The 22,691-nt window shown below is 63.3% G+C and carries 22 protein-coding genes; 14 read left to right on the plus strand and 8 right to left on the minus strand.

The window, feature by feature from the left end; genetic code table 11:
- The first annotated feature begins 2 nt into the window (after window positions 1-2).
- The 3 genes from RX328_RS32245 to RX328_RS32255 all read left to right on the plus strand — a co-directional run bounded on the left by RX328_RS32245 (window position 3) and on the right by RX328_RS32255 (window position 3,504).
- Window positions 3-470, plus strand: coding sequence for a GFA family protein (locus tag RX328_RS32245; RefSeq protein WP_213251735.1), 468 nt, complete (start codon window positions 3-5; stop codon window positions 468-470).
- A 42-nt stretch (window positions 471-512) separates the two neighbouring features.
- On the plus strand, window positions 513-2,669 hold the full coding sequence (scpA, locus tag RX328_RS32250) for a methylmalonyl-CoA mutase (RefSeq protein ID WP_213251734.1): 2,157 nt from the start codon (window positions 513-515) through the stop codon (window positions 2,667-2,669).
- A 115-nt stretch (window positions 2,670-2,784) separates the two neighbouring features.
- Window positions 2,785-3,504 carry a DUF3298 and DUF4163 domain-containing protein gene (locus RX328_RS32255; protein ID WP_213251733.1) on the plus strand — a complete coding sequence of 240 codons (720 nt, stop codon included), beginning with the start codon at window positions 2,785-2,787 and terminating at the stop codon, window positions 3,502-3,504.
- Window positions 3,505-3,515: 11 nt separating this feature from the next.
- Here RX328_RS32255 and RX328_RS32260 read toward each other — a convergent pair whose 3' ends face one another.
- Window positions 3,516-3,986 (minus strand): SRPBCC family protein, encoded by a 471-nt coding sequence (locus tag RX328_RS32260; protein WP_213251732.1) that lies wholly within the window; start codon window positions 3,984-3,986, stop codon window positions 3,516-3,518.
- 214 nt (window positions 3,987-4,200) lie between these two features.
- Between RX328_RS32260 and RX328_RS32265 the strand changes: the two genes are divergently transcribed.
- The 7 genes from RX328_RS32265 to RX328_RS32295 all read left to right on the plus strand — a co-directional run bounded on the left by RX328_RS32265 (window position 4,201) and on the right by RX328_RS32295 (window position 11,351).
- Window positions 4,201-5,196: a tripartite tricarboxylate transporter substrate binding protein gene (locus tag RX328_RS32265; RefSeq protein ID WP_213251731.1), complete on the plus strand. Its 996-nt coding sequence runs from the start codon at window positions 4,201-4,203 to the stop codon at window positions 5,194-5,196.
- Between the two features lie 42 nt (window positions 5,197-5,238).
- Window positions 5,239-5,724: a tripartite tricarboxylate transporter TctB family protein gene (locus RX328_RS32270; protein ID WP_213251730.1), complete on the plus strand. Its 486-nt coding sequence runs from the start codon at window positions 5,239-5,241 to the stop codon at window positions 5,722-5,724.
- A 3-nt stretch (window positions 5,725-5,727) separates the two neighbouring features.
- Window positions 5,728-7,239, plus strand: coding sequence for a tripartite tricarboxylate transporter permease (locus RX328_RS32275; RefSeq protein ID WP_213251729.1), 1,512 nt, complete (start codon window positions 5,728-5,730; stop codon window positions 7,237-7,239).
- Window positions 7,240-7,409: 170 nt separating this feature from the next.
- Window positions 7,410-8,138 carry a hypothetical protein gene (locus RX328_RS32280; protein WP_213251728.1) on the plus strand — a complete coding sequence of 243 codons (729 nt, stop codon included), beginning with the start codon at window positions 7,410-7,412 and terminating at the stop codon, window positions 8,136-8,138.
- Window positions 8,139-8,169: 31 nt separating this feature from the next.
- Window positions 8,170-9,153: a methylmalonyl Co-A mutase-associated GTPase MeaB gene (meaB, locus tag RX328_RS32285; protein WP_213251727.1), complete on the plus strand. Its 984-nt coding sequence runs from the start codon at window positions 8,170-8,172 to the stop codon at window positions 9,151-9,153.
- Entirely contained in the window at window positions 9,150-9,794 is a 645-nt protein-coding gene (locus RX328_RS32290) for a pyroglutamyl-peptidase I (protein WP_213251726.1), read from the plus strand. The genes meaB and RX328_RS32290 overlap by 4 nt, the downstream gene beginning before the upstream one ends.
- A 186-nt stretch (window positions 9,795-9,980) precedes the next feature.
- Window positions 9,981-11,351: a TIGR03808 family TAT-translocated repetitive protein gene (locus RX328_RS32295; RefSeq protein WP_213251827.1), complete on the plus strand. Its 1,371-nt coding sequence runs from the start codon at window positions 9,981-9,983 to the stop codon at window positions 11,349-11,351.
- Between the two features lie 24 nt (window positions 11,352-11,375).
- Here RX328_RS32295 and RX328_RS32300 read toward each other — a convergent pair whose 3' ends face one another.
- From RX328_RS32300 to RX328_RS32315, 4 genes are all read right to left on the minus strand, one after another.
- Window positions 11,376-11,921: a TIGR03809 family protein gene (locus RX328_RS32300; protein ID WP_213251725.1), complete on the minus strand. Its 546-nt coding sequence runs from the start codon at window positions 11,919-11,921 to the stop codon at window positions 11,376-11,378.
- Between the two features lie 548 nt (window positions 11,922-12,469).
- Window positions 12,470-14,182 (minus strand): S8 family serine peptidase, encoded by a 1,713-nt coding sequence (locus RX328_RS32305; RefSeq protein ID WP_213251724.1) that lies wholly within the window; start codon window positions 14,180-14,182, stop codon window positions 12,470-12,472.
- A 35-nt stretch (window positions 14,183-14,217) separates the two neighbouring features.
- Window positions 14,218-14,931 (minus strand): hypothetical protein, encoded by a 714-nt coding sequence (locus tag RX328_RS32310; protein WP_213251723.1) that lies wholly within the window; start codon window positions 14,929-14,931, stop codon window positions 14,218-14,220.
- The gene (locus RX328_RS32315) at window positions 14,928-15,497 is read right to left on the minus strand and encodes a sigma-70 family RNA polymerase sigma factor (RefSeq protein ID WP_213251722.1); all 570 of its coding nucleotides are present in this window, start codon (window positions 15,495-15,497) and stop codon (window positions 14,928-14,930) included. The genes RX328_RS32310 and RX328_RS32315 overlap by 4 nt, the downstream gene beginning before the upstream one ends.
- A gap of 420 nt (window positions 15,498-15,917) precedes the next feature.
- Here RX328_RS32315 and RX328_RS32320 point away from each other — a divergent pair, with 420 nt between their 5' ends.
- Together RX328_RS32320 and RX328_RS32325 are read left to right on the plus strand one after the other, a co-directional pair.
- On the plus strand, window positions 15,918-17,066 hold the full coding sequence (locus RX328_RS32320) for a GGDEF domain-containing protein (RefSeq protein WP_213251721.1): 1,149 nt from the start codon (window positions 15,918-15,920) through the stop codon (window positions 17,064-17,066).
- Between the two features lie 62 nt (window positions 17,067-17,128).
- Window positions 17,129-18,238: a DUF2336 domain-containing protein gene (locus tag RX328_RS32325; RefSeq protein ID WP_213251720.1), complete on the plus strand. Its 1,110-nt coding sequence runs from the start codon at window positions 17,129-17,131 to the stop codon at window positions 18,236-18,238.
- 13 nt (window positions 18,239-18,251) lie between these two features.
- On the opposite strand, the gene RX328_RS32330 is transcribed toward RX328_RS32325, so the two are convergent.
- Together RX328_RS32330 and RX328_RS32335 are read right to left on the minus strand one after the other, a co-directional pair.
- Window positions 18,252-18,890 carry an NrsF family protein gene (locus tag RX328_RS32330; protein ID WP_213251719.1) on the minus strand — a complete coding sequence of 213 codons (639 nt, stop codon included), beginning with the start codon at window positions 18,888-18,890 and terminating at the stop codon, window positions 18,252-18,254.
- 2 nt (window positions 18,891-18,892) lie between these two features.
- Entirely contained in the window at window positions 18,893-19,438 is a 546-nt protein-coding gene (locus RX328_RS32335; protein ID WP_213251718.1) for a sigma-70 family RNA polymerase sigma factor, read from the minus strand.
- Between the two features lie 354 nt (window positions 19,439-19,792).
- Between RX328_RS32335 and RX328_RS32340 the strand changes: the two genes are divergently transcribed.
- Both RX328_RS32340 and RX328_RS32345 read left to right on the plus strand, forming a co-directional pair.
- Entirely contained in the window at window positions 19,793-20,470 is a 678-nt protein-coding gene (locus RX328_RS32340) for a hypothetical protein (RefSeq protein WP_213251717.1), read from the plus strand.
- A gap of 110 nt (window positions 20,471-20,580) precedes the next feature.
- A complete protein-coding gene (locus RX328_RS32345; protein WP_213251716.1) occupies window positions 20,581-21,360 on the plus strand; it encodes an enoyl-CoA hydratase in 780 nt (259 codons plus the stop codon).
- Between the two features lie 42 nt (window positions 21,361-21,402).
- Here RX328_RS32345 and RX328_RS32350 read toward each other — a convergent pair whose 3' ends face one another.
- Window positions 21,403-22,590 (minus strand): IS4 family transposase, encoded by a 1,188-nt coding sequence (locus RX328_RS32350; protein ID WP_317258526.1) that lies wholly within the window; start codon window positions 22,588-22,590, stop codon window positions 21,403-21,405.
- Between the last annotated feature and the right edge of the window lie 101 nt (window positions 22,591-22,691).

Genomic DNA, 22,691 nt, shown 5'->3' on the forward strand with positions numbered 1-22,691 from the left:
GCATGACGGAAAACAGCCACAAGACAGTCCTGACCGGCGGCTGCCAGTGCGGCGCCATCCGCTTTGCGGTGTCGAAAGTGCCGCCCAAGGTCAGCATCTGCCATTGCCGGATGTGCCAGAAGGCATCGGGCGCCCCCTTCGCCTCCCTCGCCGATATCGAGCACGAGCATTTCACCTGGACCCGCGGCAAGCCGGCGACGTTTCAGTCCTCCTCCATCGCCGAGCGCGATTTCTGTCCGGCCTGCGGCACGCCCCTCACCTACCGGTTGATTGGCGGACCCCGGATCGAGATCATGACCGGCACGTTTGACCGCCCGGACCTGGTGGTGCCGACACGGCAATATGGAACGGAATCCCGGCTCGGCTGGGTGGTCGGTATCGCCAATCTGCCGAGCCAGACCACGCAGCAGAATTACGGGCCGGAGAAGATGGCGACCATCGTCAGCCACCAGCATCCGGATCACGATTAGGGATTGGCGGCCTTCGATTTCACATGTGCTATGATGGGAACCATGAGCCGTATACCGAACTTCGCAGACGTCGCCTTTGAAGCCACCGCGCCCGCGCAGCCCGCCGGCAGCGCCGAGCCGTGGCTGACCCCCGAGGGCATCCCGGTAAAGCCCACCTACAGCGAGACGGATCTCGAAGGCATCGACTTCCTGGAAACGTGGCCCGGCGTCGCGCCCTATCTGCGCGGCCCCTACCCGACCATGTACGTCAACCAGCCCTGGACGATCAGGCAATATGCCGGCTTCTCGACGGCGGAAGATTCCAACGCCTTCTACCGGCGCAATCTTGCGGCCGGCCAGAAGGGTCTTTCAGTCGCGTTCGATCTCGCCACCCACCGCGGCTACGATTCCGATCATCCGCGCGTGTCTGGCGACGTCGGCATGGCTGGCGTCGCGATCGATTCCATCTACGACATGCGCACGCTGTTTGCGGGCATTCCGCTCGACCAGATGAGCGTGTCGATGACCATGAACGGCGCGGTGCTGCCGATCCTGGCGCTGTTCGTGGCGGCCGCCGAGGAACAGGGCGTTCCGCCGGAAAAACTGTCGGGCACCATTCAGAACGACATTCTGAAAGAATTCATGGTGCGCAACACCTATATCTATCCGCCGGCGCCCTCGATGCGGATCATCTCCGATATTTTTGCGTACACCTCGCAAAGGATGCCGAAGTACAATTCGATCTCGATCTCCGGCTACCACATGCAGGAAGCTGGAGCGACGCAGGATCTCGAGCTCGCCTATACGCTGGCCGATGGCGTCGAATATCTGCGCGCGGGCCTTGCCGCCGGCCTCGATGTCGACCGCTTCGCGCCGCGGCTGTCGTTCTTCTGGGCGATCGGCATGAACTTCTTCATGGAAGTCGCCAAGATGCGCGCCGCGCGGCTGCTCTGGGCAAAACTGTTGAAGCAGTTCAACCCGAAGGACCCGCGGTCGCTGTCGCTGCGCACACATTGCCAGACGTCCGGCTGGTCGCTGACCGCGCAGGACGTCTTCAACAACGTGATGCGCACCACCATTGAGGCGATGGCGGCCACCCAAGGGCATACCCAATCGCTGCACACCAATGCGCTCGACGAGGCGCTGGCGCTGCCGACGGATTTTTCGGCCCGCATCGCGCGCAACACGCAATTGTTCCTGCAGCAGGAAAGCGGCACCAACCGCATCATCGATCCCTGGGGCGGCTCCTATTACGTGGAGCGGCTGACGCGCGACCTCGCGGTGAAAGCATGGGGACATATTCAGGAGGTCGAGGCGCTTGGCGGCATGGCAAAGGCGATCGAAGCCGGCGTGCCGAAGCTGCGCATTGAGGAAGCTTCCGCCAAGACGCAGGCTCGAATCGACGCCGGCAAGCAGGCCGTGATCGGCGTCAACAAGTACAAGCCTGTCAACGAAGCGCCGATCGACGTTCTTAAAGTAGATAATTCCAACGTGCGCCGGCTGCAGATCGACAAGCTGAAGCGGCTGCGCTCCGAGCGCGACCAGAAAGAGGTCGATCAAGCGTTGGCCGCGCTGACGCGCAGCGCCGGCGAAGGCAACGGCAATCTGCTGGCGCTGGCGATCGACGCGGCGCGTGCGAAAGCCACCGTCGGCGAAATTTCGGACGCGATGGAAAAAGTGTTCGGGCGTCACCGCGCCGAGATCAAATCCATCACCGGCGTCTACAAGCGGGAGGCGTCCGCCATGTCCAACCGGGTCGCAAAAGTGCAGGCGCTGATCGATGCGTTCGAGACGGCCGAGGGCCGTCGGCCTCGCATCCTCGTCGCCAAGATCGGCCAGGACGGCCATGACCGCGGCCAGAAGGTGATCGCATCCGCCTTTGCCGACGTCGGCTTCGACGTCGATATCGGGCCGCTATTCGCCACCGCGGACGAGGCGGCGCGGCAGGCGGTCGAGAACGACGTTCACATCCTCGGCGTCTCATCGCTGGCGGCAGCGCATCTCACGGCCGTGCCGGAGCTCAAGGCCGCACTGAAGAAGCATGGCCGCGAGGACATCATGATCATCATTGGCGGCGTGGTCCCGCCGCAGGATTACGACGCGCTATATGCGGCCGGCGCGGAGGCGATTTTCCCGCCTGGCACCGTGATTTCGGATGCCGCCGAAGAGCTGATCCACAAGCTCAATGCCCGGCTCGGCCATAGCGAGGCGGCGGAGTAACCCTCCGCCGGGTTCAGGCTCTTCCAAAGGATAATCCTTGCGCGGCATTGCATTCCCCACGCTCATCCGGACAATTGGTTTGGCGGGCGCCATCGCATGTACTGCGGCGCTGCGCATGGCGTCTGCCGCCGAGCCGAAGCCGGATTTTTCCATCAAGACCAAGTGGGTCGAAGCCAGCATCTTTCTCGACGCGAAGATCAAGACCGATCCAGCCCTGGCGGCGAACTGCCTGGCAGAAGGAAAGGCTTGGGCCACAAAGAACCGCGCCGATGCCGACAAGGAACGCAAGCAGGATCCGGACCTCTTCCGCAACGCGTGGTCGTTCGAGCGAAAATACGAGACGCGCTCGGTTGTCGATGGACGCTATGTCAGCATCATCAGGACCGACTACAAATATACTGGTGGCGCGCACCCCAACAGCTCGTCCGACACGATCCTGTGGGATAAGTCAGCGGGCAAACGCATCAGCATCCGTCCGTTCTTCACCGAAACGGCCGACAACGGCCCGACGCTGAAAGCAATGCGGCAAGGCGTTATTGCCTCTCTCACGGCCGAGAAAAAGAAACGCGGCGCGGAAGGCACTGATACCAGCGCCATCGAAAGCATCGAGCCAAAACTTCTCAAGATCGGGCCAGTCGCACTGGCGCCATCGACCGAGGAAGGCAAGAGCTCCGGCCTGAACTTTTACTACGCACCTTATGCGGTCGGCTCCTATGCCGAAGGCGAGTATGTCGCCTTCGTGCCGTGGGAGATGTTGAAGCAATATCTGACGCCGGAAGGCGTCAGGATTTTCGGCGGTGCGCGACCGAAGGAAGACGAAGACCGGCCGCAATGACGGCCGCACCATCAAGCAGCACGGCGGCCTAGCGCTCGCTCCAGCGAATGGGTCCAGTCTGGAATCCAGGACTGGAACAGTGCTCGCCAACGATCCTCATCCTGCGGCGCGGTGTCGAGCTTTACCGACCATTCGATAAAGGTTCGGTTGCCTTCAACGATCGGAAGCAGATGCATCGTCCCCTCATAGCGCGTCGGCGCTGGAACCTTGGATTGCGACTCGGACGGAAATGGAAACGGATCGATGCCCGCATAGGTCAGTGAATGCGCCTGGTCGGAATGGCCCGCCAGCCGCTGCCGGATCCAGTTGCCGAGATAGCAGAAGCGCCTGACCGCACCGACTTCGTCGCCGCCTTTGTTGTCTTCGATCACGCTTTCGGTGACGCCTTCGATATAGGCCGGATAATTGTTGAAATCGCGGATCAGGGCCCACACGGTTTCCAGGGGATGGTTCAGCACGGTGCTGTAATAGGCTGTTGTCATGGTTCTCTCCGCAATCGATCGCGGCTCGATGCTGGGCCGCACACGGATCCCTATTTCGGGTAGCCCGATCGCCGCCACCCGATTTCCGGCTGTGGCGAGATGCCCGGTGATGAAACCGCTTCACTACCAATGCCTTGCGAGCGGAGCGCAAAGCCGCCTACAATGCCGACATTACAAGAGCGCCTGACCTCGCGGCGCCGCAGGGAGGATCACCATGTCCAAAAAGATTACCCGCCGCGCATTCGCGGCTTCGTCTGCTGCCGCCGCAGCCGTCGCGGGCTTTGGTTTCAAGCCGGCTTTGGCGCAGGCCTACCCGGCCCGGCCGGTGACCGTGATCGTGCCCTGGGGTGCCGGCGGCGGCACTGATGCGACCGCGCGCATTGTCGCGGCGCTGTTGGAAAAGGATCTCGGCCAACCCTTCAACGTGGTCAACCGCACCGGCGGCTCCGGCGTCGTCGGACATTCCGCGATCGCGACTGCACAGCCCGACGGCTACACCATCGGCATGCTGACGGTGGAAATCTCGATGATGCACTGGCAGGGGCTCACCGAACTCGGACCCAAGAGCTACACGCCGCTGGCCCTGATGAACGAGGACCCGCCCGGCATCCAGGTCAGTTCCACCTCGCCCTACAAGACCGTGAAGGAACTGGCGGACGCGATCAAGGCCGCCCCCGCCGGCAAGTTCAAGGCCTCCGGCACCGGTCAAGGCGGAATTTGGCATCTCGCGCTGGTCGGCTGGATGCAGGCGATGGGACTTGCCCCCAATCACGTTGCATGGGTGCCGTCGAACGGCGCCGCGCCGGCGATGCAGGATCTTGCGGCCGGCGGTCTCGACCTCACCACCTGCTCGGTGCCGGAAGCCCGCGCCATCATCGAGGCCGGCAAGGCGCGCAGCCTCGCCGTCATGGCTAAGGCGCGTAACCCTGCATTTCCCGACGTGCCGACGCTGAAGGAGGCGATGGGTATTGATTATTCGACCGGCGCGTGGCGCGGCATTGCCGGTCCCAAGGGCCTGCCTGCCGACGTCTCGGCCAAGCTCACCGCGGCGCTGAAGAAAGTTTACGACTCGAAGGAGTTCAAGGACTTCATGAGCAATCGCGGCTTCGGAACGGTGTGGGGCGACGCGTCGGAGTTCGCCGCATTCATGGACAAGGGCGACGCCCAAATGGGCGTGGCGATGAAGGCCGCCGGACTCTCTAAGGCTTGATCTTGATCGGCTGACATCGCCCGATATCCGCGGAGCCAGTACATGCGTCTACCCGATCGCGTCACGGGATTGTTTCTCGTTGGCCTCGGCGCGGCTGCCGCGTATGGCGGCTGGCAGTTGCCGCCGGTGCCCGGCCAGCCGGTCGGGCCCAACGTCTTTCCACTGGTGATCGGAACGGGCCTGGCCCTGTGCGGGCTTGCGATTGCATTCGGGATCGGCCGCAGCTTTGAGGAGGAAGAACACCTCATTCCGGCCGAGGGCGGCCAGGTGAAGCCGCCGACCGGCAAGCTTTATGGCCTGCGCGCCCTGCTCCCGCCGGCGCTATTGCTGTTCTACGTGGCGGTCGCCGAACGGCTCGGCTTCATCATCACGGCAGCGTTGATCGTGTTCGTTACGTCGACAGCGCTTGGCGCCCGCTGGAAGCTTTCGCTGCCGCTCGCCGTGCTGGCACCGATCGGCATCCATCTGATCTTCTCGAAATTGCTGCGCGTGCCGCTGCCGGCCGGGCTGCTGCCGATGCCCTGGTGATCGATGCTTAACACCCTCAGCCAAGCCTTCGCGCTCATTACCACGTGGGAAGTCATCATCGCGATGCTCGCGGCATCGGTCTATGGCCTGGTCATCGGATCGCTGCCGGGGCTGTCCGCGACCATGGCCACCGCTCTTCTGGTCCCCGTCACGTTCTATCTGTCACCGATCGCCGCGATCGCCACCATCGTCGCCGCATCCACGATGGCGATCTTCGCCGGTGATATCCCCGGCGCGCTGCTGCGCATTCCCGGCACCCCCGCCTCGGCGGCTTACGCAGACGAAGCCTATGCGATGACGCGCAAGGGCGAGGCCGAACTCGCGCTCGGCGCCGGCGTCTGGTTCTCCGCCGTGGGCGGCATCGCAGGCACGCTGTCGCTGATGATCCTCGCGCCGCCGCTGGCCGAAATCGCGCTGTCGTTCTCGACCTTCGAATATTTCTGGCTCGCATTCCTCGGCTTGATGTGCGCCACGCTGGTCGCGCGGTCTTCCCCGGTGAAGGCAATCGCCAGCATGTTCATCGGCCTGCTGGTCGCGTGCATCGGTATCGAAAATCCCGGTGGCGTACCGCGCTTCACCTTCGGCATGACCAATTTGTTCGGCGGCATCGAACCGATCCCGGCGCTGGTCGGCGTGTTCGCCGTGGCGCAGGTGATGCGGGCGATGCTGACACCGGAGCCGCCACCGATCCCGCGGCGTAAATTCGGGAGCATCATGGCGGGCCAATGGAAGCTCACCAAAAAGTACAACTGGCAGATGACGCGCGGGAACATCGTCGGCATAATCATCGGCGTGCTACCGGGCGCCGGCGCCGACATGGCCGCCTGGGTCAGCTACGCCATGTCCAAGCGCTTTTCGAAGGAACCGGAGAAATTCGGAACCGGCCACGTCGAGGGCCTGGTCGAAGCCGGCGCCAGCAACAACGCCAGCGTCGCCTCGGGCTGGGTGCCCTCGCTGCTGTTTGGCATTCCCGGCGATACCATCGCGGCGATTGCTATCGGCGTGCTCTACATGAAGGGCCTCAACCCCGGCCCGACGCTGTTCACCGAAAAAACGTCGAGCATGTATGCGATCTACCTGATGTTCATCATCGCCAACGTCATCATGATCCCGCTCGGCATCATCATGATCCGGCTCGCAACCCACGTGCTGCGCGCGCCGCGTTCCACCGTGATGCCGGTCATCATGCTGTGCTGCGCCGTCGGCTCGTTCGCCATCGGCAACAACATATTCGGCGTCGTTATCGTCGCGACCTTTGGCGTCATCGGTTATGTCATGGAAGAAAACGGCTATCCGGTCGCCGCGATGGTGCTCGGAATCGTCATGGGCACCATGATCGAGCAGAGCTTCGTGACCTCGCTGATCAAGTCCGACGGCAGCGTGCTGCCGTTCTTCGAGCGGCCGATCGCCGCGATCCTCGCCGCCATGGCGATCGGCGCGCTGATCTGGCCGGTGCTGGTCTGGGTATGGCGGAAGCTCAAGCGCGAGGCGCCCACCGCTGCGTCGGCGCGCTGACTGCGCCGGGCCCCTCGCCTGCAGGGCAAGGCCGTAGTAAGCCAACGGCATAGTGAACTTCCCGTCGGCGCTGGGCGGGATACCGCCAGCGTGCTAGAATTTCACGATGACCACGATCGCACATACTATGAGCGGCTTGCGGACACAGATAGATCCGCAATCAAATCCGTTTGTTACTTGCTGACATGCACTACTGGAATAAGCAAAATTTCGAAGGTCTCTCGAAGCTTTCTGAAGAGCTGGACGCGCACCCCAATCTAACGGCGTCGCTGGCAAGCTACTGCCGCTTTCGCGAAAAGGGATTGCGTCGCGAAGCGCTCTCCGCGCTTGAAGACTTTCTTCTAGCGGCGCGCTCATTTGACAGCGCCGTCGCCCGTTCGGCTGTGGTCACCATCTTGGAAGCAAACGCCCGGACAAGCGGGACCCATCAATTCCTTACGCAGCCCTTGGTCACCCGGTTTCTGGTACCGACACTTCGGTCATGGATGGACGATGATCCGGCTGCGAGCACACCGATCCGATGGCTCGGCATACTTTCGCGTGATGATCAATTGCTTGGTAGAGCTCTCTCGATGTGCCCCGAGGATACTCCAGTGCGAAAGATGTTGATCGGGGCTGAGCTTTCCTGTGCCGAATATGCGACACATCATCTCGATGAAACCATCTTCCTTGGCAGTGTTGATGGCGTGGTCACAGCCTTAGCCCGCGCCAGATATCTCATAGCGAACGCCCCAGAGCCCGAGGCGCTTGCTCACCTGACATCCGAAGTGCATTACTTCGATGCCATGGTCGCCGACTGGATAACCTATTCGAAGGACCCGACAGGCTCCTTCCCCGAGTGGTGTACGAAGCACGGGAGGAAGTACGGCTATCCCATCAAGATCTACTACAAACGGTGAATTTGCCCGTAAACAAGTGGTTTCGAATACGATGAGCAAAAGCACCGTTGACATCAAGGTTGTCGCCAAGGACCTCCGCGCCGGCCACCGCGCGGCGCTGGCGCGTGCGATTACCCTGATCGAAAGCCGGCGTTCCGACCACCAGGCCGCGGCGCGCGAACTGGTGCAGGCGCTGTTATCAGACACCGGCAAGGCGGTGCGCGTCGGCATTACCGGCTCGCCCGGCGTCGGCAAATCCACCACGATCGACGCGCTTGGCATGTTCCTGATCGAGCGCGGCCACAAGGTCGCGGTGCTCGCAGTGGACCCCTCCTCGGCGCGCACCGGCGGCTCGATCCTCGGCGACAAGACACGGATGGCGCGGCTGGCGAATTCCGACAGCGCCTTCGTCCGCCCCTCGCCGTCGTCGGGCACGCTCGGCGGAGTCGCCGCGAAAACCCGCGAAGCGATGCTGCTCTGCGAGGCGGCCGGTTTCGACGTGGTGCTGGTGGAGACCGTCGGCATCGGCCAATCCGAAACCGCCGTCTGCGACATGACCGACTTCTTTCTCGCCCTGATGCTGCCCGGCGCCGGCGACGAATTGCAGGGCATCAAGAAGGGACTGGTCGAACTCGCCGACATGATCGCGATCAACAAGGCCGATGGCGACAACGTCAAGCGCGCCAATCTGGCGGCGGCCGAGTATCGCTCCGCGCTGCATATTTTGAGCCCGCGCTCGGAGCATTGGCATCCGCCGGTCGTGACCTATTCGGCGCTGACCGGTATAGGTATGGACACGCTGTGGCAGAAGATTTTGGATCACCGCACCGCCATGAACGCCTCGAGCGAGTTTGCAGGCCGGCGCCGTGAGCAGCAGGTGAAATGGATGTGGTCGATGCTGGAGCAGCGGATGATGGCACGGCTGCGTTCCGACGCCGCGATCCGTGCCAAGGTGAAGAAGACCGAGGCCGAGGTCGCCGACGGCCGCATCACGCCGGCGGTTGCCGCCGAACAGATCGCGGAGTGGTTGCGGTGAGCGAAAGGCTTCGCATCCTCGTCACCGGCTTCGGTCCGTTCCCCGGCGCGCCCTACAATCCGACGCAGCCGCTGGTGGCGCGGCTCACGCGACTGCGCCGCCCTGCCCTTAGCGACGTCGAACTGTCCAGCCACATCTTCCCCGTAACCTACAACGCGGTCGATCGCGAATTGCCGCTGGCATTGCGAAAACACCGGCCGCATGCGCTGCTGATGTTCGGCCTCGCCTCGCGTACCCCTTATCTGCGGATTGAAACCCGCGCCCGCAATGCCGTCACCATGCTCTGGCCCGACGCGGCACAAACCCACGCGCGCAAAGGGTCGATCGCCGACGGCGCCGATGCGCAAAGGTTCGGCCCGCACACAGCCAAATTATTGCGTGCGGCCAAGAACACCGGGCTCGATGCCCGCGCCTCGCGCGACGCCGGAAGTTATCTCTGCAACTACCTGAGCTGGCGCGCGATCGAATCCGTCCGTGGCGACAACGGGCCCCGTGTCGCCGCCTTCATTCACATCCCGCCGCTGGCGCGCAGCGGCGCGGCCAGGCGAAAAGGTTCTCCGCGCATCTCGCTGGAAGAGCTGGTCGATGCCGGCGAAGCGATGCTGCTGGAAATGGTGCGGCTGGCGCGACGGGCTTCGTAATTTCGTAGAGTGGGCACGGCGCAAGCGCGCCTTTGCCCACCCTACAGACTTCCGTCGCACCCGACATTAACCCTACCCGAAACAATCGCGGCCTCTCTGCCCGGTCTTCACCATGCCCGGCGGCATTTTCGCGATACCTATGAAACGCGAATGCCACGACCTGCAATCGCGCGAGGGCCATTCACCATGGACATGAACCGCCGCCGTCTTATTGGAGCGTCCGCCGTCGGTGCAGCCGGTGCGCTTGCGATGTCGCCTGACGCTGCGCGCGCGGCACCACCCACCTCCACGCTCGGGCGCGACGTCACGCAATATGGCGTCCGCCCCGGCAGCCCGGACGATCAGACCGCGAAACTGCAACGCGCGATCGACGAAGCCGCGCGCGCGCAAGTGCCGCTGGCGCTGCCGCCGGGGGTCTATCGCACCGGCATGCTGCGGCTTTCGAGCGGCACCCAACTGGTCGGCGTCCGCGGCGCGACCAAGCTGGTGTTCACCGGCGGCGCCTCGATGCTGCAGAGCGAAGGCGCCAACAGCGTCGGCCTGACGGGCATCACCTTCGACGGCGGCCGCATTCCGCTGCCGACGCGGCGCGGCTTGGTGCATTGCCTCGGCGGGCGCGACGTCCGGATCGCCGATTGCGAAATATCAGGCAGCGGCGGCAACGGCATCTGGCTCGAGCAGGTCTCGGGCGATATTTCCGGTAACATCTTCACGAAAATCGCGACGACCGCAGTCGTATCCTTCGACGCGCTCGGCCTGATCGTCTCGCGCAACACCATCACCGATACCAATGACAACGGCATCGAGATTCTCCGCACCGCGATTGGCGACGACGGCACGTTGGTTCTCGACAATCGTATCGAGGACATCAAGGCCGGCCCCGGCGGCTCCGGGCAGTATGGCAACGCCATCAACGCCTTCCGTGCCGGCAATGTGATCGTGCGCGGCAACCGCATCAAGAATTGCGACTACTCCGCGGTGCGCGGCAATTCGGCATCGAATATTCACATCACGGACAACAGCGTCAGCAATGTCCGCGAGGTCGCGCTCTATTCCGAATTCGCGTTCGAAGGCGCCGTGATCGCCCACAACACGGTGGATGGCGCAGCCGTCGGCGTCTCCGTCTGCAATTTCAACGAGGGCGGACGGATTGCCGTCGTACAGGGCAACATCATCCGCAATCTCTTGCCGAAGCGGCCGATCGGCACCGCGCCCGATGAAGATGCCGGGATCGGCATCTATGTCGAGGCGGACTCGACTGTCACAGGCAATGTGATCGAGAACGCGCCGTCGTTCGGCATCATCGCCGGCTGGGGCAAATATCTCCGCGACGTCGCGATCACCGGCAACGTGATCCGCAACGCCTTCGTCGGCGTCGGCGTATCGGTGCTGCCGGGGGCCGGGACAGCGCTGGTCAACAACAACATGATCTCGGAAACCCCGCGCGGCGCCGTGGTCGGCCTCGACCACGCCCGCACGATTACGACCGATCTGTCAGCCGAAGGCGCGCAGCGCTACGTGCAGGTCGTGGTTGGGAGCAACGCGGTGCGGCGGTAGCTCACGGTCTCTCCTCGCACCGCGCTACAGCGCGTTGCGCAACGCCGGATATCGTTGCTTGATCACGTCGAGATCGAGCGCCGGCAGTGGGATCTCGTCCAGTGCCAGCACATCCGGCACGGACGGCGCCTCGTCCGCCACGACGAGTTGGCTTTCCAGCGCGACCAGAACATCAGCGGGAATATCACTCGGCGGCGCGGCTGCAATCGGCGGCGGCGCGGCGACAATCGGTGGCGACTGCAGTTGCGGCTGAAGGTGCACGACCGCCGGGCGATAGCCCTCGTCGCGTGGCAGTGGCGTCAGCAGCAGCGGCGCCGTTCGACGGCGGCCTAGCCAAGCCAGGTCGATCGTCGTGTTGTCGAGCGAGGCTTCGCGGCTCAGCAGGTCACGCCAGGTTGCGACCGCGGCCTTGGCTTCCTGGATGTTTTCGAGGAATTCGCGTTCGGTGTGAAAGCGGCGCCAGCGCCCGGTCTCGAACAGTTCAGTGAGGTATTCCAACCGTTGCTCGGCAAGGCTGCACCAGCGCGCAACGATGTTGCGGCCACGTGCCACGTCTGCAGGATGTGCCATAAATCAGCCCGTAAGAGAGGGACGGACGCAGACGCAACCGAGACGAATCAGTGGAATGTGACTTTGGATATTCTGTGGAAAACTTTTTCGTTGTCCAGTGCGTGAAGCTACGGAAGTACGCAGCAATCGAAGAAACCCGCACAAACACGGGATGATCCGCTCTATTCACGGTCAAGCCGCACAGCAGCATGGCCGCGTGCGGGACGAGCCTCGATCATTTCATTTGAGAAGATTCACGGGAAGAGTGTGCATCTAGCAGACGAGTCGGAAAACTTGCAGTCGCAAGCCGTCGCGGTGCCGCACGAAACGCAGCTTCGTCCCAAAACCTGCGCTGAAAATGAAAGACCCGTCCGGGGGGACAACCGGACGGGTCAAGCTATATGGGGCGCTTGGGGTGGATGGGCGCTCGCGCCGAATACAGCCTATGGGGAGGGATTACCGCTCCCACGTAGATAAGTCGCAACACCATCGCCGGACGTTCAAAACGACGGACGATTTTTTTAACCTTGTATTCGGGAACGATCGTCGGAAAATCGCTGCGTGGCAGGCTATTTTGCGGCGTTTGCGGCCGATTTGTCCGCTGCCATCGAGGGCAAGGGCTCGTTCAGTGCGCGGCTCACGGAAGTGTTATCCGCAGCCGGGTCTTGCGCCGGCGCTTTCTCCCCCGCCGGCTTGCCGGAAGCTGAAGCAAGCGGAACCGCCGGTGCGGCAGCCGCGGCGGTAACGGCGGCAAAGGCATCGGCCTCGCCTGCCCCAAACTGATCGTCACGGCCGGGGCTGCCGAGATCGCGGGCGGTCCTGGTCAGGATTGCGCGAACATCGCCCGGCTTCAACGAAGGATTGCGCTCCAGCATCAACGCCGCAACGCCGCTGATATAGGCGGCGGAGAACGAGGTGCCGGATGTGATCTGGTATTTTTCATCCGGTGCCGGCAGGAAGATATCCGCGCCCGGCGCGGCAACCGCGATGTGGTTGCCGCGGTTCGATGCCGCAAACAGTCTTTCCTGCGCGTCGGTGCCGCTCACCGCAATGACGTTGGGATTAGCGGCCGGATAGAGCGGCGGCGATTTCGCACCGGCATTGCCGGCCGCAGCCACCATCAGGATGCCACGGGCCGCCGTCGCCGCGATGCCTCGCTCGATCAGCGGATCCTTCGGACCGGCAAAGCTCATATTGATGATCTGCGCGCCGTGCTCGGCCGCATAGTCCAATCCCCGGAGGATTACATAGGACGTGCTCTCCGCACCCTTCGATCCCGCGCCGAAGGCGCGGATCGCGATCAACCTCGCCTCCGGTGCGCTACCCATCAGCTTGGCATGCGCCACGATCGCGCCGGCAATGCCGGTGCCGTGGACATGCGGACCTTCCTTGCTTCCGAGCGCATCGAAACTGTCGGCGACCGAATTGGCGAGTTCGGGATGCTTGGTGTCGACGCCTGAATCAATCACCGCAATGGTGACGTTCATGCCTCGGACGAGCGCGTGCGCCTGTGGCAGCCGAAGCTGGGCGATGGCGTATTGCGCGGCATCGCCCGCGGTCGAAGCCTTCTTCTGATCCTGCAGGAAGTAACGGAAATTGAGCTGCACCGAACGCACGCTGGCGTCGGCCGCAAGTTCGCGGCGCACGGTGTCCACCGGCCGGTTATCGACGATGCGGAACAGGCCGATGGTGCCGGCGAGCAGCGGGAAGTTCTGCGACGCGATGCGCTCCAGGCCATGACGCCGCGCCAGTTCGTCGGCCTCGGCGGTGGATAACGCACCGTCGATTTCGGCGACGAGTTCGTTCTTGACCGCGCGCAGATCGACCGCAGCCTGTGCGTTGTTGTTGGCCGATCCGCCCTTGCCCTTCTTGGCCGAGGTACCGCTGCCGCCGCCGGCCGACATCACCGGACGATCGAAGCACTCGCCGTCGGGACCGCGAAGCGCATATGCGCAAGCCGGATAGAGGTTGGGCGAAAACCGCGCATGAGGCAGCGTCGACGGCACGCCGGCCCCCGGACGGACTCGCAGGGTCGTGGCGCCGATCCGGGACGGCGGCGTCCGTGCGACGGTAGCGGCGCGCACAGCCGGCCGCGCCGCGACGGTCGGACTGATCCGCGGCGTTGTGGGTACTCGCGCGCCAACGTTCAGACTGGGGGTGCGCATGATGCTCTGCGCATGCACCGCCGAGGGTCCGTACGCGATCAGTGGCAACAGCGCGGCCGACAACACCCATGCCGCACGCCGGGTCCTTGTCCACCAACTCACGCCATCATGAACCATGGGACCTCAGCTTGCCCGGCCCGCGCCAGGCGACCTTACGGCGTTGCCACCGCCAGGCTGACGATCTTTTCACGCTGCAGCCTCTCCAGCAGAGCTGCGGCTTCGTCCTTGCCAACAGCCTTATTGCCGAATTGCAGGCGGAACATGCCGCCCTTGGCGCCATCGACGATGGAGGCCTGGTAATTGTCGAGCAAAGCGGTGATGTCGGCGATACGGGCTTCGGGCGCGAACCGTACCAGCGCGCGCGGCGGCGCGGCGCTGATGCCGAGATCGCGGGTGATGGGCGCCGACGACCGCTCGTTTACGCTCAGCGAAGCGGTCTGGAACGAAGCGGTCTGGTTCTTCATCAGCACGGCGCCGATCACGCCGGCCTGCAACACGAGCGCCACCGCGCCGAGGCTCGCCGACCAGGCGAGCGTACGCGGCGACAGGCTTGCGAAAAATTCCGACACCCGCGCGGACAGGCTCACCGAGCGCGAGGGCTCGCGCGCAGGCTCCGCGTCGATCGCAGCAAACAGCTTCTGCATGGCGCGCGCGGACGGCGCTCCGAGGCTCTCGTTGAGGCTGATCGTCTCGGCGTATTCTTCGCGGATGACGGCATACTGCCGGGCAAGGGCGGGATCCCCGGCAAGCGCGTCCTCGACGCGGCGTGCATCGCGCGCGCTCAGGGTGCCGGCCGCGTGGAAGGGCAACAGCATCTCGATTTCGCTGGGATCGTGATCCAGCATTTTTTTGCTCGCTGCCATCATGGCCAACCTCGCTCTATGCCTGCTGCTTTGAGCAACTCGGCCAATTTCTTGCGCGCATAAAACAAGCGCGTCTTGACGGTGTTCTCCGGAATGCCGACGATTTCGGCCACCTCTTCCACGGACTTCTCGTGGTAGTAGACGAGATCGACGATCTCCCGATGCTCTGGCGAAAGTGCCGTCAGGCACTTGCGCAACGCTTCACCCGTATCCTTCTTCTGCACCACCACTTCCGGATCGTCGGACGTATCCTCGATCGCGTTCGCGGCTTCCTCGTCCAGCCCAACGTCCTTGCGGCGCCTGAGTGCCGAAAGAGCCTTGAACCGCGTAATCGCCAAGAGCCAGGTAGTAACGGCGGATCGGCCTTCAAACTTGCCAGCCTGACGCCACACATCGAGAAAAACCTCGCTGATGAGGTCTTCCGCGACCTGCTCGTCCCTTACGAGCCGAAGCCCGAAACGGAACACCCTGACATGGTGCCTTCCGTAAAGCACCTGCATGGCGAGCCGGTCGCCTTGAGCGATCCGAGCGATCAGAACTTCGTCTGAAGCCGCCTGTGTCGCGCTCAATGGCCGTCTCGCAAGATTGGTCGGACGGGGGTGGCCGGCGGTTCGATGTGAAAGGTGAGATTCTTCACATTACGGCAATGCCCGGATTGCATGTGTGATCTACCCCACAGATGGACATTGCCAGGCCATTTTGCCGGCGAAGAGGAGCCAAACCCCAGAATTGGTACCATAATAGGGAAACACTTTCCTAAAGAGCGCCACCACCCCACAACCTTAGCAAGGCTTCGCCGGCGGGGCAGCATCTGCGTGACACCTAGGGTTCTGCCAGGCGGGTTCCGCACTATCGGAATCCGGCAGATTTCCGTTGCGGAATCAGTGCAATGGCAGGGTTTTAACGGAGCCGATTCGACTTCAAAAGATACCAAACCTAAAGGCTTTCTTCCCTAAAGTTTCGTCCGGCATCACCAACAGCGGCGGGACATGAGCAGCGCGGCATCATTGCTTCAGGGGCAAGGCTCCCACAATGCGACCGCGCACGTCGGCCGCCTCCCGCTGGAAGTCTTGAAGCGCCGGGCCGGCCAGCGCCGCCAGATGCTGGCCGTGCAAGGCGTCAGCTATTCGCTCATCACCTCGGTCCTGCTGGTCTATTGCTACGCCGGCACCGTGCCTATCATCATTCCATCGACCTATTTCCTTTCCGGCATCGGATTGGTGTCGGTTTTTGTCGTGTTGTCGGAAGCCCACTTCAACGACCGGTTCGAGGACCATTATCTCACGATCTTCCAGGTCGCCGGTCACGTCGCGCTCCAGCTTTGTTTTCTGCTGGCCGCGCCACAGATCGGATTTGCCTTCCTGAGCGTCGTATTCCTGATCTTTGGGTTCGGCGCGCTGCGAATGACCTCGCGGCAGGCGATCATCACCTGGACCCTCACCATGATCGGCCTGGCGCCGATCTTCCTGTTTACCAGCACCCCGATCGGCCTGCCGATTACCACCCAGACAGAACGCGTCGCGGCCATGCTTTCCTTTGTCCTGACGATCGGACAATGCGCCTTCGTGGGACTGTACGGCAGCAGCATGCGCAAGATGCTCTACGACCGCAGCTTCGAACTGAAGGCGGCGTACAAGCGGATCGAGGAGCTTGCCGAACTCGACGAACTGACCGGGTCGTCGAACCGCCGCAGCATCATGCGGATGCTGGAGGAGGAGATTGCCCGCGCGAGCCGCAGCGGATCGCCCTGCGCGATCGCGCTGATCGACCTCGACTGGTTCAAGCGCATCAACGACGCCTACGGTCACCCGACCGGCGACGAGGTGCTGCGGACATTCTCGATCACCATGTTTGCCAACATTCGCAGCGTCGACCGGTTCGGCCGATATGGCGGCGAAGAATTCCTGCTGGTGCTGCCCGACATGGACGTCGATCAAGCCATGCAGGCGCTCGACCGGTTGCGCGCCATTATTGCCGATCTCGACTGGAGCGCGTTCTCGCCGGGCATGAAGGTGACGATGTCGGCAGGCGTTGCAACGCTGAACCCGAACGAGACATCAGACACTTTGCTCGCGCGCGCCGACAGCGCGCTTTATGCAGCCAAGGCGCAGGGACGTAACCGGATTACCAGCGCCTGATCCGACATATTTCAGCTCCGGCGGCGAAGAAGCTCCGCCGCTTTTTGCTCCAGGACAGAGTCATGATTTCGAAGACCGCCACCTCTCCTTCTCCCGGAAACCTGCTCGACGAGTTGCAGTCCACGCTTGCGCACGGAACGGTCGCTCGCCGGGTAGAGACGCTGCGCCGGGTGACCGATCTCTTCATCAACGGCGCGGTGGATTATTCGGACGAGCAGGTCGGGCTGTTCGACGACGTCTTCCAGTGCCTGATCGACCACATCGAAACCTCGGCCAAGATGCTGCTGGCCAACCGTCTCGCCCCGATCGACAGCGCCCCGCCGCTCACCATCCGCGCGCTTGCATTCGACGACGTCATCGAGGTGGCGGGTCCGGTGTTGTCGCAATCGATGCGGCTCGACGACAAGACCCTGATCGAGAACGCGCGCAGCAAGAGCCAGGCGCATTTGATGGCGATCTCGACCCGCAAGACGCTGAGCGGCGCGGTCACCGACGTGCTGGTCCAGCGCGGCAACGATCAGGTGATTCAGTCGACCGTCAACAATCCCGGCGCGGAATTCACCGAGCGCGGCTTTACCCGCCTCGTCAGCCGCGCCGAAGGCGACGACGATCTCACCGCCTGCATCGGCATGCGTCCGTCAGTACCGCGGCATCTCTACTTGAAACTGCTCGCCAAGGCCTCCGACACGGTGCGGCAGCGGCTGGAGGCCGCCAATCCGCAGCAGGTGGCCGAGGTGCCGAACGTGGTCAAGGAAGCAACGCGGCGCGCGCGCTCGGCGACCTCGACGATCACCAAAAACACCGCGATTGCGCACGCGCTGGTGAAGTCGCTGTACGAGGACGGCCGGCTCGACGAATCCGAGGTCGCGTCGTTTGCCGGTGCCGGGAAATTCGACGAGGCCAATGCCTCGATTGCGGCGCTCGCCAATGTGCCGGTGGCGATCGCCGAGAACATGATGATCGAAAGCCGGGCCGAAGGCGTGATGATCCTAGCGAAGGTCGCTGGGCTGTCGTGGTCGACGGTCAGGACCATCATCAGGATGCGCGACGAACTGTCTGGCGCGAAGCCGACCGATCTGGCGGCCTGCAAGGATACCTATGAACGGTTGCGGCCTTCGACGGCGCAGCAGGTGCTGCGCTTCCACCGCATGCAGCAGAATGTGCCGGCGTAGGTTCGCAGCCGCTTCAATATTTCAGCAGCTTCGCTCCGGCGAGCGCGCCGATCGCCGCCACCAGCGCGGTCGCGATCGTGTACCAGGTCGCGACGAACAGCGGGGAATCGTCGGTGCAATGCGAGGCGTAAAGCGTTGCCGCCAACCCCGCCGACAACAGTCCGGCGATGGCGCCCGACAATGCAGGCCGCGACGGGGCCCCATGGCGCAATCCGAGCAGCGCGCCGGCCAGGATCGGCAACGACATCAGCGGGATCGCTGTCAGACAGACCCACGAATTCTTGCCGACCAGCCGCGTCATCATCGGCACTCGTTGCGGCATCATCATTTCGCTGCCGATCCCGGCGGTCAGAATTCCCACCGGCGCCAGCAGCAGCCAGCCAAATCCGCGCAGGGAAGCTTCAGGCCGCGACAGATGCAGGCTGACGGCAATCGCCGAGATCGCGAGCGACAGCGTCACCGCGAATTTTAGGTCGAAAAACGGATTGCGCATCGCAATCATCACGTCGGGCCTGACGCCGAGCTCAGTGAAGAACATCAACAGCGAAATCGGTGCCGCGGCCAGGAGCGCCAGCATCAGTGCGAAGCCGACCGGGCGCGCGCGGTGCGCGCTGTCAGCGGCCAACGTTCGAATGAGCTGATCGGTATCCATGCTCAGTTTTCCCGCAACTTCGCCGTCAAGCTGGTCAGCCCCCGGTGCAGCGCCACCCGCACCGCGCCCTCGCTCATCGAAAATTTCGCCGCCGTATCCTTGATCGAGGCGCTGTCGACGGCGATCGACTGCAGCACCTCGCGCTGCCGCGCCGGCAGCGCCTGGAGTTGGGCGGCTACCTCGCTTGGCGAAGCCGTTTCGGCCGGCGTTTCGCCCGGCAGCGTCTCGGCGAAATCGTCAATATCGACGAAAATGCGCCGGCCGCGGCGGCGGAGCGCATCGATCAACTTGTTGCGGGCGATCGCGAACAGCCATGGGGCAAATGGGGCGGTGATATCCCAGGTGTGCCGTTTCAGATGGACCGCCAGCAAAATGTCCTGCACGATGTCCTCGGATTGATCGACCGGTTGCCCTGCGCGCGCCAGACCGCGGCGCGCCGCAGCCCGGAGCACCGGCGTGACGGCCTTGAGCAGGCGATGATACGCCGCGCTGTCACCTGCAATGGCCGACCGCATCAGGCCGGTCCATTCGTCATCCCGTTCGCGCAAGAGCGCTCCTACCCTGCAATTCGGTCGATCTTTCAATTTGTTACATCAGGACAATCCGATCACGAACTCGTGATCGAGGGTCCCGTCGGCAGCTTGGGCTGGCTCCCTATCCTGGAATCGGGGCCGGCCGGCTGCGCGATGGCAGGCTCATAACATCGATTGCGCAGGCCCGCATCCGCGTGCCCGCTCTCTCTGGAGCAGCCGCGCCGGCAAAAATTCATGCCAGCTCGTCGATGTAACGCCATTGCCCAGCTTTTGCCCGGTCTTGCCCGAAGATTCCCATTTTCCGCCGTGCTGTGGACACCTGCGGGGTCTCATTTCGCCGCTGGGCGGCGGCCAATGGGGAGATTCCATATGACGATCCGAGCCAGCGCGGGGTCGGCCTTTGTTCTTGCAGCAGGGCTTCTGTTGAGTTTCGCAGGACCATCGCCGGCGACGGCTGCCGGCGACGATGGCGCCGCGGTATCGAAACCAGAGAACGCGACGCCCGAAAAGTCCGTCAAGCAGGGTTCTCGTCACCTGAAGAAACGCTCCGCCCACCGCAAATCCGCGCGTGCGGCATCGAAACCCGCCGAGGACAAAAACCCTGAGGAAAAGCAGGTCGCGGATGCGAGCGGCGGCACTCCGTCCGCGATGCCCGAATGGCTCGCCAACGCCAACGCGCAAATGACCGCAGCCGATGCGCCGCCCGACAGCGCCAAGGGGATGTCGGCCGCGATGTCTGAGAAGGCCAACACCGTCCTGCAAGCGGCGGGGGACAAGCCGGCTGACGCCGAGACGCCGGCCGATGCCACCGTAGTTGCGTCAGACCAGCTCAACGATGTCGATCGGGCGCTGCAGGCGACCGCGCCCGAGGACTCCGCCACGCAGACGGTCGCGATGGCTTCGACCAAACCTGCATCGGAAGCCTCTGATCAAGCCGCCAACAACGAGAGTTCCACCCTGGACAAGACCTCGCTGATCGGAAAGATCTTCATCGCCTTCGGCGCCCTGCTGACGATGGCCTCGGCCGCGCGCATGTTTATGGCGTAGCTATCGGGCTACCGGACGCGGCATCCCCGCATCCGGGATCCGTTCCAGCCCACTTGAAGCCCACCCCGGCAGCGGGCACATTGCCCGCGCAAGAACTACCGGGGTGGATCATGGCAACGTTCGAAAACATCATTGTCGAGAGCAAGGGCGCGGTCGGCATCATTACGCTGAACCGGCCGAAAACGCTCAACGCGCTGTCCTTCGGCGTGTTTCGTGAAATCGCTGCCGCGGTCGATGACCTCGAGGCCGACGACAAAATCGGCTGCATCCTGCTCACCGGCAGCGAAAAGGCGTTCGCCGCCGGCGCCGACATCAAGGAGATGCAGCCGAAAAGCTTCATCGACATGTTCTCCAGCGATTTCACCGCCATCGGTGGCGACCGCGTTGCCACCTGCCGGAAACCGACAATCGCGGCCGTCAGCGGCTATGCGCTCGGCGGCGGCTGCGAGCTTGCCATGATGTGCGACATCATCATCGCCTCCGATACCGCCAAATTCGGCCAGCCCGAAATCACGCTCGGCACCATCCCGGGCATCGGCGGGACGCAGCGGCTGACGCGCGCGATCGGCAAGTCGAAGGCGATGGATCTCTGCCTCACCGGACGCATGATGGATGCGGCCGAAGCGGAGCGTTCCGGCCTCGTCAGCCGCGTCGTGCCGGCCGACAAATTGATGGAAGAAGCGCTGTCGGCGGCAGAAAAAATTGCCTCGATGTCGTGGCCTGCGGCCGCCATGGCCAAGGAAGCCATCAACCGCGCCTTCGAGACTCCGCTGTCGGAGGGGATGAATGTCGAGCGCAACCTGTTCCACTCGACCTTCGCGCTGGAAGACCGCGCCGAAGGGATGGCGGCGTTCATCGAGAAGCGCAAGCCGGTGAACAAGAACAGATAAGGCCGCAGCCTCGCTGTCGTCCCTGCGAACGCACTAGCTGATTCACACATCTTTGAGGGTCTCCCAGGCGGAAGCCACGCCCAAGAAGTATTGGAGGCCATGCCTCATGGTGATGGGGCCGGGTTTGGTGCGAGGGTATCCATCCCATCCGCCGAGGCGAGCAATGATCCATGAGGCCCAAGCCAAGGTTTGCGGGCGATGTGGATTGCTTTGGAGTTTGGTTCTGCCTTCGTACTTGGTGGCCAGTGCGGCGAGCAGCTTGATCTGCTCTTTGTTGAACGCGTTGCTGGCAGGTTCGGCGCTGCGTCCGTCGCGAGCCTGAACCAGTTGCAGGATCACGACGGCAGCCTTGGCGGCGATCGCGGTGAGCTTGAGCAGCCGATCGGCGGTTTCGATCCGGCTGTCTTCGAGTTGCAGCCCCTGCGTTTTGATCAGGCGGAACAGCTGCTCGATAATCCAACGCTTTTTGTACCAGTTGACGATCTGCCAGGCAGACGCGACATCGTTCACGTCATGGGTCGTCAGCAGGTACCAGTGCAGCGGCTCGACGCCCGCTGGCGGATCGACTTCAACGACCTCGACCAAAGCGAGTTCGACTGTCCGCGGTAAGTCGGCAGACGCGTTCTGCGGCCTTCTGAGGGTGACCCGACCGAACCGCAGCACCAGCTTGGCCTGTCGGGCGGGCCGATCGGCACGCGCCACAACGTCGATGGTGGCAGTGTCGACGACGGGCCAACTGCTGGCGGTGGCATACATGCTTGCACCGTCGGCCAGCACGCGATCATGCATGCTCCGCGTCAACAGATGGAAGTTTGAGGCCGATACGCTCGCCCATTTGGCATAGATGTCGCCCTCGCGATCGTCGATCACCGTGACCATCGTGGCCGCAGAGAGCACCTGCTTGGCTCGATGGGCCGTGCTGATCCAACGTTCCGACTCCTTCTGCTCCAGTGGCCGCTGATCGTGCGGCACCGTAACCCGGCCCTGGCGCGTCCAAATCTTCCCGCCTACCAGCCCCAGACAGGCGTCACTGGCGGCATCCACGGCGGCCATCGCATGCAACAGCAAGCCGTGGCTGTTCCCTTTGCCGATCTCACCCAGCCCGCGCCGACGCTCGGGTTGGGTCCTAAAGTTGATCTCGCTTGTATCCTGGATCGCCAGCACGTGCCGGCCGGCCGCCGCAACCGCCGTCTGTTCGCCCCAGCCTGCGAGCAGTGCTTCCAAGCTCACGTTCTCATTGGCGAGAAATCGGCCGTATCGGACTATCTTGGCCCGATCACCATCCGCCGCTCGACGCAAGCACGAGCTGGCGCGCGTGACCATCCCTTCGA

The organism is Bradyrhizobium sp. sBnM-33 (genome assembly GCF_032917945.1).
In the GTDB taxonomy this organism is placed as follows: Bacteria; Pseudomonadota; Alphaproteobacteria; order Rhizobiales; family Xanthobacteraceae; genus Bradyrhizobium.

Coding starts and splice junctions, on each gene's coding strand:
- RX328_RS32270 (WP_213251730.1), top strand. CDS start 5,239: ATGCGTCTACCCGATCGCGTCACGGGATTGTTTCTCGTTGGCCTCGGC.
- RX328_RS32330 (WP_213251719.1), bottom strand. CDS start 18,890: ATGGATACCGATCAGCTCATTCGAACGTTGGCCGCTGACAGCGCGCAC.
- RX328_RS32300 (WP_213251725.1), bottom strand. CDS start 11,921: ATGGCACATCCTGCAGACGTGGCACGTGGCCGCAACATCGTTGCGCGC.
- RX328_RS32345 (WP_213251716.1), top strand. CDS start 20,581: ATGGCAACGTTCGAAAACATCATTGTCGAGAGCAAGGGCGCGGTCGGC.
- RX328_RS32325 (WP_213251720.1), top strand. CDS start 17,129: ATGATTTCGAAGACCGCCACCTCTCCTTCTCCCGGAAACCTGCTCGAC.
- RX328_RS32340 (WP_213251717.1), top strand. CDS start 19,793: ATGACGATCCGAGCCAGCGCGGGGTCGGCCTTTGTTCTTGCAGCAGGG.
- RX328_RS32295 (WP_213251827.1), top strand. CDS start 9,981: ATGGACATGAACCGCCGCCGTCTTATTGGAGCGTCCGCCGTCGGTGCA.
- RX328_RS32245 (WP_213251735.1), top strand. CDS start 3: ATGACGGAAAACAGCCACAAGACAGTCCTGACCGGCGGCTGCCAGTGC.
- RX328_RS32305 (WP_213251724.1), bottom strand. CDS start 14,182: ATGGTTCATGATGGCGTGAGTTGGTGGACAAGGACCCGGCGTGCGGCA.
- RX328_RS32275 (WP_213251729.1), top strand. CDS start 5,728: ATGCTTAACACCCTCAGCCAAGCCTTCGCGCTCATTACCACGTGGGAA.
- meaB (WP_213251727.1), top strand. CDS start 8,170: ATGAGCAAAAGCACCGTTGACATCAAGGTTGTCGCCAAGGACCTCCGC.
- RX328_RS32265 (WP_213251731.1), top strand. CDS start 4,201: ATGTCCAAAAAGATTACCCGCCGCGCATTCGCGGCTTCGTCTGCTGCC.
- RX328_RS32255 (WP_213251733.1), top strand. CDS start 2,785: ATGGCGTCTGCCGCCGAGCCGAAGCCGGATTTTTCCATCAAGACCAAG.
- RX328_RS32310 (WP_213251723.1), bottom strand. CDS start 14,931: ATGATGGCAGCGAGCAAAAAAATGCTGGATCACGATCCCAGCGAAATC.
- RX328_RS32260 (WP_213251732.1), bottom strand. CDS start 3,986: ATGACAACAGCCTATTACAGCACCGTGCTGAACCATCCCCTGGAAACC.
- scpA (WP_213251734.1), top strand. CDS start 513: ATGAGCCGTATACCGAACTTCGCAGACGTCGCCTTTGAAGCCACCGCG.
- RX328_RS32320 (WP_213251721.1), top strand. CDS start 15,918: ATGAGCAGCGCGGCATCATTGCTTCAGGGGCAAGGCTCCCACAATGCG.